This window comes from Butyricimonas sp. DFI.6.44 (genome assembly GCF_022132345.1).
GTDB classification, from domain to species: domain Bacteria; phylum Bacteroidota; class Bacteroidia; order Bacteroidales; family Marinifilaceae; genus Butyricimonas; species Butyricimonas muris.
The window spans coordinates 61,493-77,494 of the sequence record NZ_JAKNJD010000015.1 but is presented as its reverse complement, the minus strand read 5'-3'; the positions used below and the strand labels follow the sequence as shown (position 1 = coordinate 77,494).

The 16,002-nt window shown below is 46.1% G+C and carries 15 protein-coding genes; all 15 read left to right on the top strand.

What is annotated here, in order from left to right:
• The first annotated feature begins 411 nt into the window (after positions 1 to 411).
• The 15 genes from L0M98_RS19095 (at position 412) to L0M98_RS19025 (ending at position 15,976) form a co-directional block, all read left to right on the top strand.
• A complete protein-coding gene (locus tag L0M98_RS19095; protein WP_227217279.1) occupies positions 412 to 1,059 on the top strand; it encodes a CoA transferase subunit A in 648 nt (215 codons plus the stop codon).
• Between the two features lie 64 nt (positions 1,060 to 1,123).
• Positions 1,124 to 1,510 (top strand): hotdog domain-containing protein, encoded by a 387-nt coding sequence (locus L0M98_RS19090; RefSeq protein ID WP_099289828.1) that lies wholly within the window; start codon positions 1,124 to 1,126, stop codon positions 1,508 to 1,510.
• A 10-nt stretch (positions 1,511 to 1,520) separates the two neighbouring features.
• Positions 1,521 to 2,348, top strand: coding sequence for a 3-keto-5-aminohexanoate cleavage protein (locus tag L0M98_RS19085; protein WP_186977520.1), 828 nt, complete (start codon positions 1,521 to 1,523; stop codon positions 2,346 to 2,348).
• Positions 2,349 to 2,379: 31 nt separating this feature from the next.
• On the top strand, positions 2,380 to 3,423 hold the full coding sequence (locus L0M98_RS19080) for a zinc-binding dehydrogenase (RefSeq protein WP_099289826.1): 1,044 nt from the start codon (positions 2,380 to 2,382) through the stop codon (positions 3,421 to 3,423).
• 102 nt (positions 3,424 to 3,525) lie between these two features.
• On the top strand, positions 3,526 to 4,563 hold the full coding sequence (locus L0M98_RS19075) for a zinc-binding dehydrogenase (protein ID WP_099289825.1): 1,038 nt from the start codon (positions 3,526 to 3,528) through the stop codon (positions 4,561 to 4,563).
• A gap of 67 nt (positions 4,564 to 4,630) precedes the next feature.
• Positions 4,631 to 5,875 carry a lysine 2,3-aminomutase gene (gene ablA / locus L0M98_RS19070; RefSeq protein ID WP_099289824.1) on the top strand — a complete coding sequence of 415 codons (1,245 nt, stop codon included), beginning with the start codon at positions 4,631 to 4,633 and terminating at the stop codon, positions 5,873 to 5,875.
• An 88-nt stretch (positions 5,876 to 5,963) separates the two neighbouring features.
• The gene (locus tag L0M98_RS19065; RefSeq protein ID WP_227217280.1) at positions 5,964 to 6,974 is read left to right on the top strand and encodes a hypothetical protein; all 1,011 of its coding nucleotides are present in this window, start codon (positions 5,964 to 5,966) and stop codon (positions 6,972 to 6,974) included.
• A 52-nt stretch (positions 6,975 to 7,026) separates the two neighbouring features.
• Positions 7,027 to 8,427 carry a MutS-related protein gene (locus tag L0M98_RS19060; protein WP_227217281.1) on the top strand — a complete coding sequence of 467 codons (1,401 nt, stop codon included), beginning with the start codon at positions 7,027 to 7,029 and terminating at the stop codon, positions 8,425 to 8,427.
• Positions 8,428 to 8,439: 12 nt separating this feature from the next.
• On the top strand, positions 8,440 to 9,996 hold the full coding sequence (locus L0M98_RS19055; RefSeq protein WP_227217282.1) for a lysine 5,6-aminomutase subunit alpha: 1,557 nt from the start codon (positions 8,440 to 8,442) through the stop codon (positions 9,994 to 9,996).
• A 143-nt stretch (positions 9,997 to 10,139) separates the two neighbouring features.
• Positions 10,140 to 10,928, top strand: coding sequence for an OAM dimerization domain-containing protein (locus L0M98_RS19050; protein WP_227217283.1), 789 nt, complete (start codon positions 10,140 to 10,142; stop codon positions 10,926 to 10,928).
• A gap of 82 nt (positions 10,929 to 11,010) precedes the next feature.
• A complete protein-coding gene (locus tag L0M98_RS19045) occupies positions 11,011 to 11,670 on the top strand; it encodes a 3-oxoacid CoA-transferase subunit B (protein ID WP_099289821.1) in 660 nt (219 codons plus the stop codon).
• A complete protein-coding gene (locus L0M98_RS19040; RefSeq protein ID WP_227217284.1) occupies positions 11,670 to 12,872 on the top strand; it encodes an acetyl-CoA C-acetyltransferase in 1,203 nt (400 codons plus the stop codon). The genes L0M98_RS19045 and L0M98_RS19040 overlap by 1 nt, the downstream gene beginning before the upstream one ends.
• 47 nt (positions 12,873 to 12,919) lie before the next feature.
• A complete protein-coding gene (locus L0M98_RS19035) occupies positions 12,920 to 14,059 on the top strand; it encodes an acyl-CoA dehydrogenase (protein WP_099289819.1) in 1,140 nt (379 codons plus the stop codon).
• 12 nt (positions 14,060 to 14,071) lie between these two features.
• Positions 14,072 to 14,854 carry an electron transfer flavoprotein subunit beta/FixA family protein gene (locus L0M98_RS19030; RefSeq protein WP_227217285.1) on the top strand — a complete coding sequence of 261 codons (783 nt, stop codon included), beginning with the start codon at positions 14,072 to 14,074 and terminating at the stop codon, positions 14,852 to 14,854.
• A gap of 129 nt (positions 14,855 to 14,983) precedes the next feature.
• On the top strand, positions 14,984 to 15,976 hold the full coding sequence (locus L0M98_RS19025; protein WP_099289817.1) for an electron transfer flavoprotein subunit alpha/FixB family protein: 993 nt from the start codon (positions 14,984 to 14,986) through the stop codon (positions 15,974 to 15,976).
• Positions 15,977 to 16,002 lie beyond the last annotated feature (26 nt).

Below are 16,002 nucleotides of genomic sequence, written 5' to 3'. Positions count from 1 at the left end.
CCACGAAACCCCTATCAACCTCCTATCAGCATAAAATATTCATGCCTGTTATTTGGAAATTCGCTACCTGCTACTGTATCTTCGCACTAGAATATATCCTATCGACATGCCAAATACCCGTAAGTTATCCTACTATTATCCTGCTTTCTTCCGTATTACTCCCTTTTTGCTCGAATAAAATAATACGCGAAAAAAAATTGGAAACACGTTACAAATTGTGTAAATTTATAGCCGTGAAGTGTGAGAGAACGGGTAAAGGATGTTTTCGACTACGTAAAATGATTCTCAATAAAGAATTTTTTCCGTTTTTGTGTTGAAAATATTTCATTTATTCCCGAAAACGATATAAATTTGACAAATCAATGTGAATGTGTTAAATATTTAACTGAAACAATATAAAAATGCTTCCTTATGAGTAAATTTATTTCTATCGAAGAGGCTGTATCAAAAGTAAAGGATGGTATGACCATTATGGTTGGCGGATTCCTTGCAAACGGAACCCCTAACAAGCTCGTTGACGCCTTGGCAAAGTCCGGCGTGAAGAACCTTACGTTAATCTGCAACGACACGGCATTCCCGGACAGAGGGGTAGGTCAGTTGATCGCTAACAAGCAAGTAAAAAAACTTTTCGTGTCACATATCGGGACAAACCCTTGCACGAGCGAGCAAATGAATAGCGGCGAACTGGAAATCGAATTTTGCCCGCAAGGTTCTTTAGCTGAACGCGTGCGTGCAGGCGGTTGCGGATTGGGTGGTATCCTGACTCAAACCGGAATGGGAACCATCGTTGCCGAGGGAAAACAAGTGATCAACGTGGACGGCAAAGATTATTTGCTCGAGAAACCGTTGAGAGCGGACATCGCCCTCGTGGGCGCGAGCCTCGGGGATAAAGCCGGAAATCTGGTCTACCGGGGAACGTCGCAAAACTTCAATCCGCTGATGGCTGCCGCCGCCGATTTGGTGATTGCCGAGGTGAATGAACTCGTGGAAGTAGGAGAAATCGCTGCCGAAAACGTGAAGACGCCGTCTATCATGGTAGACTATATAATTGAAAATTGAGAATTGAAAATTGAAAATGCTTCTCAATCTAAAATCTAAAATTTAAAATCTAAAATCAAGAAAAATGGAAAAAACAATGATACGTTTAAGAATGAGTGCTAAAGATGCTCATTATGGTGGAAATTTAGTAGACGGTGCACACATGGTTCACTTGTTCGGTGACGTTGCCACGGAATTGTTAATCATGCATGACGGGGACGAAGGCCTGTTTGTTGCTTACGACAACATCGAATTCCTTGCGCCGGTTTACGCCGGGGATTACATCGAGGCTACCGGAGAAATCGTGAAAGTAGGAAACACTTCTCGCAAGATGGTTTTCGAGGCAAAGAAAGTGGTTGTAGCCCGTCCGGACATCTCGGCTTCCGCCGCCGACGTGTTGGAAGAACCGATCGTGGTGTGCCGTGCCAGTGGGACTTGCGTTGTCAAAAAAGAAGACCAGAGAAAAAATTAAATGACTATTTATGGAGAAATTAATTATCACAGCAGCCATTTGCGGGGCTGAAGTAACCAAAGAACAAAATCCCGCCGTTCCATACACGGTAGAAGAGATCGTGAGAGAAGCCAAATCAGCAGTGGATGCGGGAGCAGCCATTGTTCACATTCACGTTCGTGAAGACGACGGTACTCCTACCCAAAGCAAAGCACGCTTCAAAGAGTGCATCGACGCTATCTACAAGGTATGCCCCGATGTGATCCTTATCCCCTCCACGGGAGGCGCCGTAGGTATGACCGCTGAAGAACGTCTTCAACCGACTGAACTTTTCCCCGAAATGGCTACCCTCGATTGCGGTACTTGCAATTTCGGTGACGATGTTTTCGAGAACACCATGCCCATGATGCGGGATTTTGGCAAGAGAATGATAGAAAACAATATCAAACCGGAATACGAATGTTTTGAAATGGGACATCTCGACACGATACTAACCATGGCCAGAAAAGGTCAGGTTCCCGGGGCTCCCATGCAATTCAATTTCGTTCTCGGCGTTCCCGGATGTACCCCTGCCACTGTACCGAATCTCTGCTGGTTAGTAAACGCTATTCCGGCAGGCTCTACTTGGACGGCAACCGGAATCGGACGTCACGCTTTCCCTCTTGCTGCTGCGGCTATTGCCATGGGCGGTAACGTGAGAGTAGGTTTTGAAGATAACCTGTATCTCGAAAGAGGAGTACTCGCTAAATCCAATGGCGAATTGGTAGAGAAAGTGGTTCGCATAGCCAAAGAATTAGGCCGCGGAATCGCTACTCCCGCCGAAGCAAGAGAAATTTTAGGATTAAAACCTTTAAAGTAATTCATTTTCAAACTTATAAATTTTAAATACTATGCAAAAGAAAGGAAACAAATACGGAACTCACCGTGTGATTGAACCGAAAGGTGTGTTACCCCAACCCGCTAACAAGATTGACAACAACATGGACGAGATCTATGACAACGAGATCTTGATTGATGTACAAACCTTGAATATCGACTCAGCCAGCTTCACCCAGATCGAGCAACAAGCAGGCGGCGACAAAGCCAAGATTGCCGAAATCATGTTGGACATCGTGGCAAAACAAGGTAAACACCGCAACCCGGTAACCGGATCAGGCGGTATGTTGTTGGGTACGGTTGAAAAAATAGGTGATGCATTGAAAGGTAAAATCGACTTGAAGGAAGGCGACAAAATCGCGACCTTGGTTTCTCTTTCTTTAACTCCGCTACGCATCGACAAGATTAAAGATATCCGTCCGGACATTGACCAAGTTGACATCGACGGGAAAGCAATCCTTTTCGAGAGCGGTATCTACGCCAAGATTCCGGCAGACCTTCCCGAGAATTTGGCACTGTCAGCATTGGACGTTGCCGGAGCTCCCGCCCAGACTGCCAAATTGGTTAAACCGGGTGATACCGTTTTAATCATCGGCGCGGGTGGTAAATCAGGTATGTTGTGCTGTTACGAGGCAAAAAAACGTGCAGGAGTTACCGGTAAAGTAATCGGATTGTGCCACAGCCAGAAGAGTACCGAACGTTTACAGAAACTCGGTTTCTGCGACTATGTATTCTCCGCAGACGCAACTCAACCCGTTCCCGTGATGGAAAAAATCGAGGAATTGACGAATGGCGAGATGTGCGACGTGACCATCAACAACGTGAACATCACCGACACTGAAATGACCTCTATCCTTTGCACGAAAAACACGGGTGTCGTTTACTTCTTCTCTATGGCGACCAGCTTCACGAAAGCAGCTCTAGGTGCCGAAGGAGTGGGAAGCGACGTAACCATGATCGTGGGTAACGGCTACACGAAAGGTCATGCCGAGATCACTCTTCAAGAACTGAGAGAATCAGAAGCTTTAAGAAAAATCTTTACGGAACTTTACGCTTAATTAATTTACAATTTATGATTTACGATTTATGATTGCTTTCACGGTAATTATCAATCGTAAATCATAATCTGAAATCTAAAATCATAAATCTAAAATTATTCGATGGACAAGGGTTGTAGATACGGTACACACAGGGTAATTATCCCGGAAGGAACACTTCCTCAACCGGCACAAAAGCTGGATAACACGATGAGCATTTATGACAACGAGTTGTTGATAGACGTGCAAACACTGAATATAGACTCTGCCAGTTACACGCAGATCAAAGGTGCTTGCGGAAAGGATGCGTCAAAAATGAAAGAAATGATTCTTTCCATCGTGGAAGAACGGGGCAAGATGCAAAACCCGGTGACCGGTTCGGGGGGAATGTTAATCGGTACGGTAAACGAAATAGGTCCGGCATTCCCGGATAAATCATTAAGAGTGGGCGACAAAATCGCCACGTTGGTTTCTCTTTCCCTTACCCCATTGAAAATTAATAAAATCAAGAATCTTGACCCGGCATCGGATCAGGTCGACGTGGAAGCGCAAGCCATTCTTTTCGAAAGCGGCTTGTACGCCGTACTGCCTGACGATATACCGGAAAAACTGGCATTAGCCGTGTTGGACGTGGCAGGAGCCCCGGCTCAAGTGGCTCGTCTGGTAAAAGAAGGTGATACGGTATGTATCATCGGGGGAGGCGGCAAGTCAGGAGTACTTTGCTGCTATCAGGCAATGAAAAACGTGGGACCTTACGGAAAGGTCATCGTGGTGGAATACTCGGAAGAGAACGCCCGAAGAATAAAAGAAATGAATCTCGCCACTCACGTGATTGTCGCCGATGCGACAAAAGTGATGGACGTGTATAAGAAAGTGACCGCCATAGCGGGCGAAAGAGGTTGCGAGGTGACAATCAACAACGTGAACGTGCCCTCGACAGAAATGACCTCTATTCTAGTCACCAAAGGACAAGGATGTGTTTACTTCTTCTCTATGGCGACCAGCTTCACGAAAGCGGCGTTGGGAGCCGAGGGAGTAGGAAAAGATATAAATTTAATCGTAGGAAACGGATACGCGAAAGGACATGCGGAACTAACCCTGAATATTATCCGAGAGTCCGCAGAAATTCGCGAGTTATTTGAAAAACTGTATGTAAAATAAATAAAGTGCCAGCCTTGTGCGGCTGGAATCTAAAATCTAAAATTTAAAATCTAAAATAAATAAAGTGATGTCAGAAAGCAGACGAAAAGAGTTTTTCCCGGAAGTTACCGACGAACAATGGAACGATTGGAAATGGCAAGTGAAAAACAGAATTGAAACACTCGATCAATTAAAGAAATACATCGAGTTAACCAAAGAAGAAGAGGATGGTATACGCGAGTCTTTAAAGACGCTGAGAATGGCGATTACCCCTTACTATTTGAGCTTGATTGACAAGAACAATCCGCATTGCCCGATACGGAAACAATCCGTACCCTCGGCTCTCGAATTGCACAAATCAGCAGCCGATCTGGAAGATCCGTTACACGAGGATAGCGATTCTCCTGTCCCGGGATTGACACACCGTTATCCGGACCGGGTATTATTCCTGATTACCGACCAATGCTCCATGTATTGCCGTCACTGCACCCGCAGACGCTTCGCGGGACAACATGACTGTGCATCCCCGACCGAGCGCATCGACAGATGTATCGATTACATCGCGAAAACCCCGCAAGTACGCGACGTATTGCTTTCCGGAGGTGACGCCCTGTTGGTTAGCGACGACCGTTTGGAATACATCATCAGCAAATTGAGAGCTATCCCGCACGTGGAGATTATCCGTATCGGAAGCCGTACCCCGGTTGTATTACCGCAACGTATTACCCCGGAACTGGTAAACATGCTGAAGAAATATCACCCGATCTGGTTGAACACTCATTTCAATCACCCGAACGAGGTTACGGAAGAGTCAAAGGCAGCATGCGCCCGCTTGGCTGACGCCGGAATCCCTCTAGGAAACCAGACCGTGTTACTGAGAGGTATCAATGACTGCACTTACGTGATGAAGAAATTGATGCACGAATTGGTGAAAATGCGTGTTCGCCCGTACTATATCTACCAATGTGACCTTTCCATGGGTATCGAACACTTCCGTACTCCTGTATCCAAAGGTATCGAGATCATCGAGAACTTGCGAGGACATACTTCCGGATATGCCGTTCCCACGTTCGTGGTTGACGCTCCCGGAGGAGGAGGTAAAACCCCGGTAATGCCGACGTATATCCTTTCTCAATCACCCAAACGCATCGTGTTGAGAAACTACGAGGGTGTTATTACCACTTACACGGAACCGGAAAGATACGAAGAAGAGTGCCACTGCCCGGAATGCGAAAAAGCTCGCAAAGAAGGGGTAGCCGCCCTGTTAAATGGTGATGCCCTCTCTATCGAGCCGAAACATTTGGCACGTAACGAGAGAAATCACCACGAATAAACTAATTTTAGATTTTAAATTTTAGATTTTAAATTCTTCACGGAATAATAAATTTAAAATTTAAAATCTAAAATCTAAAATTGAAACCGTGTTTATCGAGGAAATATTAAAATACAACAGTATTGCAATCGTGGGACTGGCAAAAAACGCCGGTAAGACAGAATGCTTGAACTACATTCTTCGGCGAGTGAAGAATACGGGGAAGCGTTTTGCCCTCACCTCCATAGGCATTGACGGGGAAAGCAGAGATCAGGTCTGCCAAACGCCCAAACCGGAAATAGAGGTATTCGAGGATATGATATTCATCACGTCCGAGATGCACTACCGAGACAAAAGGCTGGTGGCAGAAATCATGGATGTCAGCACACAACAAACCTCTTTGGGACGCTTGGTTACCGCCAGAGCCGTTTCGTCGGGAAAAGTGTTGCTATCCGGACCCGCTGACACGGGTTCGCTGCGTACCTTGATTCATGATATGAAGCGTTGGGATGTCGACACGACAATCGTGGACGGAGCTCTCTCCCGCCTCAGTCTGAGCTCTCCGGCAGTGACTGAAGCGATGGTACTTGCCACGGGAGCAGCTTTATCCTGTAATATTCCTCAACTGGTAAGAAAAACAAAATACGTTTACGACCTCATCTGCCTGAATGAAGCAGCACCCGACATCGTGCGGAAGCTGATGGCAATCGAGCAAGGTGTGTGGTCGATAGATGATGAAGGGAACATCTACGATTTAGACATCCCCTCCGTGTTTATGCTTGAAAATAAAAAAGACGATATTTTCAAGCACGGGAACACGTTATACGTGGCAGGCGCCATAAGTGACAAATTATTGCAATTCCTGCGGCAGCAAAAACAAATCCGGGAAATCACTCTAATCATGCGGGATTTCACGAAAATGTTCGCTTCCATGGAAACCTATTACGCCTTCGTGAAAAAAGGCGGTACCATACAGGTTTTGCAAAAAAGTAAACTACTGGCAGTCTGTATAAATCCCCAATCACCGGATGGATATTGTCTGGATTCGGACGAACTACGGGTCGCCATGCAAACGAGTTTAGGCATCCCGGTATACGATGTGAAAAGGATTGAAAATTGAAAATAATTCTCAATCTAAAATCTAAAATCATTAAATCTAAAATTGAATTAAGGTGTTTTTACGCGGCGCAATAGAAGAAGTAAACGGGTTCAGATACATGATCGACAAACTGGAAATTCAATCCGGTCTGGCAAAACGTGTATTGAACACACTACCGTACTTACACACGAGGGAAGAGATTATCGCCGAATTGGATAAAACGGAAGCGACAATCAACATCTCGCGTGATTCCTTGTTGACGGACACCATTACCAAGATCAATGTAAAGCTCATGCAAGTGAAAGATATCCGGGGTACAGCAAACCGGATAACAGAAGCACAAGCATTGGACGACATTGAACTGTTTGAATTAAAGGCATTCTCTTTACTCGTTATGGATATCCGGCAACTGCTCATTGCCGCCCGTATCGACGTGGTATCACTTCCGGACTTGGAACCGGTAGTCAACACGCTGGACCCGGAAAGAATGCGTATACCTCATTTTTACGTTTATGATGCTTATTCCGAAGAACTGGCAGCCTTGCGGGTAAAAATAAAAACGCTAAAAATGAACGAGCGAACCGACAGCAAGGTGCTGGAGCAGTTACAATTCGAGCATACCGTGCTGGAAGACCGCATCCGGGAAAAATTGTCCGCACGAATACACCCGTATAAACTTGAAATCAACGAAGCGCTCGCCAATATTGCCACGCTTGACATCTTGCTCGCCAAAGCAAAGCAGGCCATCGAGATGCAATTGTGTAAACCGGAGATTTCGGAAACAGTCACCCGTTACAAAAACATCTTCAACCCGCAGGTAAAAGAAGTCCTGAAGACGGAAGGTAAGAAATTTCAAGCTATCGACATTGACATCGCCCCCGGGGCATGCTTGATTACCGGGGCAAACATGGCAGGTAAAAGTGTCATCCTCAAAACCGTGGCTCTGGCACAAACCTTATTCCAATTCGGTTTCTACGTTCCGGCAGAACACGCTGAAATCGCTTTGGTAGACGAAGTTCTTTTGTGCATCGGTGACGAGCAATCGGAACTTAGCGGCCTCTCTTCATTTGCCTCGGAGATGCTAAGGCTCAATACCATCATTCAAGATGTAAAAGCAGGGAAAAACGCTCTTATCTTGATTGATGAACTGGCAAGAACAACCAATCCCACGGAAGGAAAGGCCATCGTCAACGCGGTGCTCGACTTTCTCACGGGTAAAGGTGTCCGTTCCCTCATTACCTCACATTACAGCGGCATCAAAGCCGGATGCAAAAAGATGCGGGTAAAAGGATTTATTAAAGACAAAACAGACGGTCGGTTGACCATCAATAACATAAACGAGTTTATCGATTATTCGCTAATCGAGGAGACTCAAGACTCCGTGCCGCATGAAGCGATGAGAATTGCCCGTATTCTGGGTGTAGACGAGGAATTGTTGGACAAAGCGGAGAACTATTTGGAACAGAATTTATAACAGAACAAAAATATGCAGAACAGTAAATTAGGGTTAGATTTCAACAAAGTGGCACACGCAAAAGAAGTGTCACGAAAGATAGCCGACGACGTACAGAAATTCGTGGATCAGTACTCGACCGTTGCCGTTGAGCGTACTTTATGCCGTTTACTCGGCATCGATGGCGTGGATGCCAACACGGTACCGCTCCCCAACGTGTTGGTAGACGAGATCAAAGACAAAGGAGTATTGGGACAAGGTATTCTCTTTTTCCTCGGGAACACCATCGTGGAAACCGGAATGAACCCGCAACAAATAGCAGAGAAAGTCGCGGAGGGACAGCTGGATATGACCACGTTACCCGTTCACTCGATGGAGAAAATCAAAGCGGCCTTGAAACCATACGTGGATGCAAGTATCAAGCGTATCAGTGACCGGCGGGCGAAAAAAGAACATTACCTGAAAACGATAGGCGAAGGCCCGAAACCTTACCTGTACGTGATCGTCGCTACCGGAAATATCTACGAAGACGTGGTACAAGCTCAAGCAGCCGCACGGCAGGGTGCTGACGTTATCGCCGTAATCCGTACAACAGGGCAGAGTTTGTTGGATTACGTGCCTTATGGAGCAACAACAGAAGGATTCGGGGGAACTTTCGCGACACAGGAAAACTTCCGCATCATGCGTAAAGCACTGGACGAAGTGGGCGAAGAAGTCGGACGCTACATCCGCTTGTGCAACTACTGTTCCGGGTTATGTATGCCGGAAATTGCCGCCATGGGAGCCTTGGAAGGCTTGGACGTGATGTTGAATGATGCTCTTTACGGGATTCTTTTCCGCGACATCAACATGCAACGCACGCTGGTTGACCAGTTCATGTCACGTGTAATCAACGGGTTTGCCGGAGTGATCATCAACACGGGTGAGGACAACTATCTGACTACCGCCGATGCCGTGGAGCAAGCGCATACCGTGCTGGCTTCTGACCTTATCAACGAACAATTGGCTTTACTCGCGGGACTGAAAGAAGAACAAATGGGATTGGGACACGCTTTTGAGATGGACCCGTCACTGGAAAACGGATTCCTGCTGGAGCTTTCCCAAGCACAAATGACTCGTGAAATTTTCCCGAAAGCCACGTTAAAATATATGCCTCCAACCAAGTTCATGACGGGAAATATCTTCCGCGGACACATACAGGATGCACTCTTCAACATGATCGGAATATGGACTTCACAAGGTATCCAATTGTTGGGAATGCCGACAGAAGCAATCCACACGCCTTTCATGTCCGACCGTTACCTCTCTATCGAGAATGCCAAATACATTTTCAGTAACATGAAAAACATCGGCGACGAGGTAGAATTTAAAAAGGACGGTATCATCCAGAGTCGTGCCAAAGAAGTATTGGACAACGCAATCGCTCTACTCGAAAACATCGAGCGTGAAGGACTTTTCACCGCGCTGGAAAAAGGTATCTTCGGTGACGTGAAACGCCCGAAGAATGGTGGTAAAGGACTTGACGGAGTTGCCGCCAAGGGTGCCAATTACTATAACCCATTTATTGAGCTAATGCTGAAAAGCAATTGAAAATTGAGAATTGAAAATTGAAAATGAGATGTCCTATGACTATCATTTTTAATTTCAAGTTTTCAAAAGAGTGAATAAAATAAAATTTAACCAATTATGCAATTGATAACTTTCAATTTTGCATTTTCAATTTTCAATTAATTATGAGTGGAGGATTATATTCTACCGATAAAAATGATTTTGACCAGACACTGGATCTGAAAAAAATAAAACCCTACGGTGACACGATGAACGACGGGAAAACTCAATTGAGTTTCACGTTACCCGTACCTGCCGGGGATGAGGCTATCGAAGCCGCTAAACAATTATTGAAGAAAATGGGATTCGAGAACCCGCAAGTCGTATTCCACAAGGAATTGACCGAAGGATACACCTTCTTCAACTGCTACGGAAGTTGCACGCACACTGTGGACTTCACGAATATTCATGTGCCTAAAGTGGAAGGGACGAAATGGGATATGCACGAAACGGACGAATTTATCCGTGAAAACATCGGACGCCCGTTGATTGTCGTGGGTGCCAGTACCGGAACCGACGCCCATACCGTGGGAATCGACGCCATCATGAACATGAAAGGCTTCGCCGGACACTACGGCTTGGAACGGTACGAGATGGTAGAGGCTCACAACTTGGGAAGTCAAGTACCCAACGAAGAGTTTATCGCCAAGGCTATCGAGTTGAAAGCGGACGCTCTTCTGGTTTCACAAACCGTTACGCAAAAAGACGTTCACATCCAAAACTTGATTGAACTCGTGGAAATGCTCGAAGCGGAAGGCTTGCGGGACAAGGTAATCTTGGCTTGCGGGGGACCCCGTATCTCCCACGAATTAGCGAAAGAACTGGGTTATGATGCCGGATTCGGTATGAATACTTATGCCGATGACGTGGCTTCATTTATCGCACAGGAATTTGTTAGAAGAAAAAATAAATAATTACATTTACGATTTGAGATTTACGATTTATGATTACCATTAATCTAAAATCCGAAATCTGAAATCAAAAATTAAAACGGTTATGGATAAAGATCAAGTAAGAGAAGTTATCGCCAAACGGGTAGCTCTCGAATTAAAAGACGGCGACGTGGTAAACTTGGGTATCGGATTACCGACAATGGTTCCTAATTACTTGCAAAGTGACGTACACGTGGTGCTGCAATCCGAAAACGGATTGTTAGGCATGGGACCGAAACCGGAAGCAGGAAAAGAAAATCCGGAATTGACGGATGCCGGTGGTGGATACATCACGGCTGTAGACGGAGCTTGTAGCTTTGACAGCGCCACTTCTTTCGGCATCATCCGGGGCGGACACGTGGATGTAACTATCCTTGGTGCTTTACAGGTAGACGAGAAAGGAAACTTGGCAAACTGGATTATCCCCGGCAAAAAAGCACCGGGTATGGGTGGAGCCATGGACCTTCTGGTAGGCGCTAAAAAAGTAATCCTTGCCATGGAACACACGGCAAAAGGAAATCACAAAATACTAAAAGAATGTACCCTACCGTTGACCGCCGCGGGCGAAGTTGACATGATCATCACCGAGATGGGCGTGATGAACGTAACCCCGGCAGGAATCGAACTGGTAGAATTGAACAGTGAATTTACATTAGATGACATCAAAGCAGCAACAGGCTGTGAATTAATCGTTTCTAAAAACTTAAAACCCATGCCTCAATAATGAAGACATATATCGTAGCAGCAAAAAGAACAGCGATCGGCAAATTTTTAGGAAGTACTCTTTCATTATCAGCAGCAGACCTCGGTGCAGCGGTAATCAAAAATATAATCGCGGAAACCGGAGTAAACCCTGCAAATATCGATGAAGTAATCGTGGGTAACGTACTATCCGCCGGACAGGGTCAAGGTGTAGCCCGTCAGGCATCTATCAAAGGGGGAATCCCTCAGGAAGTACCGGCCTATGGTATCAACATGATATGCGGTAGCGGAATGAAAGCCGTGTTAAACGGTGTAAGCGCTATCAAAGCGGGATTGGCGAATCTGATCATCGCGGGAGGTACCGAATCCATGTCCAAAGCGGGATATATTCTCCCCGGGCATGTCCGTGACGGACATCGCATGGGAGATGTAACCGTTATCGACCACATGGTATTCGATGGCCTCACGGATGCTTTCGAAGGATACCACATGGGAATAACGGCAGAGAATATAGCGGAAAAATATTCTATCAGCCGCGAAGAACAGGATGAATTTGCCATGGAATCGCAGAAGCGTGCTATAGCTGCTATCGATAACGGTAACTTCAAAGCTGAAATTGTGCCTATCGAGTATAAAGTCAAAAAAGAGACTTTACAATTCGACACAGACGAATTTCCCAACAGAAAGACATCTCTGGAAAAATTATCGACTTTACGTCCCGCTTTCAAAAAAGAGGGCTCCGTCACAGCCGGTAACGCGTCCGGAATCAACGACGGTGCATCCTTCGTGATGATCGCTTCGGAAGAGGCTGTTAAACAAAACAACCTGACTCCTCTATGCGAGATCATCGGTGTCGGACAGGGTGGTGTGGATCCTGCTATCATGGGCATGGGACCCGTGCCCGCAATCGCCAACGCGTTGAAGAATGCCGGAATAAAATTATCCGACATCGACGTGATTGAACTAAACGAGGCATTTGCGGCACAATCACTGGGAGTAATTCACGAGTTGATGGCACAACACGGCGTAACGAGAGAATGGATAAACGAACGTACAAACGTCAACGGTGGTGCCATTGCTCTGGGGCACCCCATCGGAGCATCCGGCAATCGTATCATCGTATCACTTGTATATGAAATGCTAAACAGTGAAGCTAAAGTAGGGCTTGCCTCTCTCTGTATAGGGGGTGGCATGGGGACGGCATTGATTCTAAAAAAATGCTGATTTAGAATTACAACTAGCTTCGTTCAACTAAAAAAACATTAATAATAATGGATTTCAGTCTATCAAAAAAAGAGCAACTCTTCTTACAAATGATAAGAGAGTTCGCAGAAAAAGAGGTAAAACCCTTGGCGGCAGAAGTGGACGAATCAGAAAGATTCCCCATAGAAACCGTTGAAAAAATGGCGAAATTGGGTATCATGGGTATTCCATTCCCGGTGGAATACGGCGGAGCCGGAGGCAGTAACATACTCTACACGATGGCAGTAGAGGAATTGTCCCGCGTATGCGCCACCACGGGAGTAATCGTGTCCGCACACACGTCATTGTGCTGCGCCCCGATTATGGAACACGGAACCAACGAGCAAAGAGCCAAATATCTTCCCAAACTAACTTCCGGGGAATGGATCGGAGCATTCGGGTTAACCGAACCAAACGCCGGTACGGATGCGTCCGCACAACAGACCATTGCCGTGAAAGAGGGAGATCATTACGTGCTTAACGGCTCCAAGATATTCATTACCAACGCCGGTTACGCTCACGTGTACATCATCATGGCAATGACCGACAAATCCAAGGGTACCAGAGGAATCTCCGCGTTTATCGTGGAAAAAGATTTCCCGGGATTCTCCGTGGGTAAAAAAGAGAAAAAATTGGGTATCCGCGGTTCTGCAACCTGCGAATTGATCATGGAAAACTGCATCGTTCCGGCTGAAAACCTGTTAGGGCAAGAAGGTAAAGGATTCGGCATCGCCATGAAAACACTTGATGGCGGACGTATCGGTATCGCTTCTCAGGCATTAGGTATCGCACAAGGTGCTATGGACGAAACCGTGAAATACGTGAAAGAACGGAAACAATTCGGGAAAGCCATCGGTCAGTTCCAGAATACACAATTCCAACTGGCAGACCTGCAGACCAAAATTGAAGCATCCCGTTTACTGGTAAGACAAGCCGCTTACAAAAAAGACCAAAAAGAGGCTTATTCCACGGATGCTGCTATGTGTAAATTATTTGCAGCCGAAACAGCCATGGAAGTTACCACCAAAGCGGTACAATTCCACGGGGGATACGGGTACACCCGCGAATACCCGGTTGAAAGAATGATGAGAGATGCCAAGATCACCGAAATCTACGAGGGAACATCAGAAGTTCAAAGAATGGTGATCGCTGCAAATTTATTAAAGTAAAAGAAGATTGAAATGAAGATAGTTGTTTGTATTAAACAAGTTCCGGATACCACGGAAATCAAACTGGATCCCGTTACAGGAACCCTTATCAGAGACGGGGTACCCAGTATCATGAATCCTGACGATAAAGGAGGACTTGAATTTGCCCTTCAATTAAAAGACCAATACGATGCACACGTGACAGTTCTTACCATGGGACCGCCACAGGCAGAGGCTATCTTGAGAGAGGCTTACGCCATGGGGGTAGACCGTGCCATCTTGTTAAGCGACCGGAAATTCGGTGGAGCCGATACATTGGCAACTTCCAATACCATTGCCGCCGCTTTAAAAACTTTGGATTTTGATCTGGTAATCACCGGACGTCAGGCAATCGACGGGGATACCGCACAGGTAGGACCGCAAATCGCGGAGCACCTCGATTTACCGCAAGTAACCTACGTGGAAAGACTGACTTTCGACGGTAATAAAACCCTTACCGTGAAAAAGTCAACGGAAGAAGGTTACCAAATGGTGGAAGTTGACACCCCGTGCGTGTTAACCGCCTTGGCATCAGGCGTAAAACCCCGCTATATGTCCGTGAAAGGAATCGTGGAAGCTTACGACAAAGAAATAGAAGTCTGGGGCTTCGACAACATCACTGTTGACGAGAAAAAGATCGGTCTGAACGGCTCTCCCACCCGTGTATTCAAATCATTCACGAAAGGAGTGAAAGCAGCAGGACAAATCTACGAGGTAGAGCCCGCGGAAGCCGCAGATATCATTATCAACAAGTTGAAAGAGAAATTTATTATTTAAAAATTTCGGATTTATGATTTATGATTTATGATTTACGATTGAACAAAACATTGAATTTGTGCGACCGGAATCTAAAATCTAAAATCATAAATCAAGAAATTAATAGGATCTAAAATCTAAAATTGAAAGATGGATAAAGCACAATATAAAAACGTTTATGTCTTCATCGAGCAAAGAGAAGGCATTATCCAAAACGTGGCTCTGGAATTGTTGAGCAAAGCCAGAGAATTAGCTGATGCCTTGAACGAGAAAGTGTATGCCATGCTATTAGGTCATAACCTTTCCACGCAAGCCCAAGAATGTATTGCTTACGGTGCCGACACCGTGTTGCGTGTAGACGCACCGGAACTCGAAACCTACACGACGGAACCTTATGCCCAAGCAATCCACCAAATCATCATCGAGAACAAGCCGAGCATCGTGTTAATCGGAGCCACCACGATCGGTCGTGACTTGGGTCCCCGCCTGTCCGCACGGGTTGAAACCGGATTGACGGCAGACTGTACCGGATTGGAAATAGCCGAGGACGGCGGTCTGTTAATGACTCGTCCCGCGTTCGGGGGAAACCTCATGGCCACCATCATTTGTAAAGAACACCGCCCGCAGATGTCAACCGTACGTCCCGGGGTAATGCGCATGGCACAACGTGACTTGAACCGGAAAGGCAACATTGAAGACGTGAAAATCAATTTCGACAAATCTAAATTCCGTGTACGTGTTATCGAAACCGTGAAAGAATCTAAAAATCTGATCGACATCACCGAGGCTAAAGTTCTTATCTCCGGAGGTCGCGGAGTAGGTAATGCCGAAGGATTCGATATGTTGCGTGCAATGGCAGGTACCATTGGTGCGGAAGTATCCGCTTCCCGTGCAATGGTTGACGCCGGAGTTCTCGGTCACGAACGTCAGGTAGGACAAACCGGTAAAACCGTACGTCCCGACTTGTACTTCGCTATGGGTATTTCCGGAGCCATCCAGCACCTTGCCGGTATGGAAGAATCCGACTTCATCATCGCCATCAACAAAGACAAGTTTGCCCCGATCTTCAACGTGGCAGACTTGGGTATCGTTGGCGATGTTCGCAAGATCGTTCCTCTTCTCACCGAAAGACTGAAAAAATAAAACCGATAAAAAATGGAGCCTGTAAC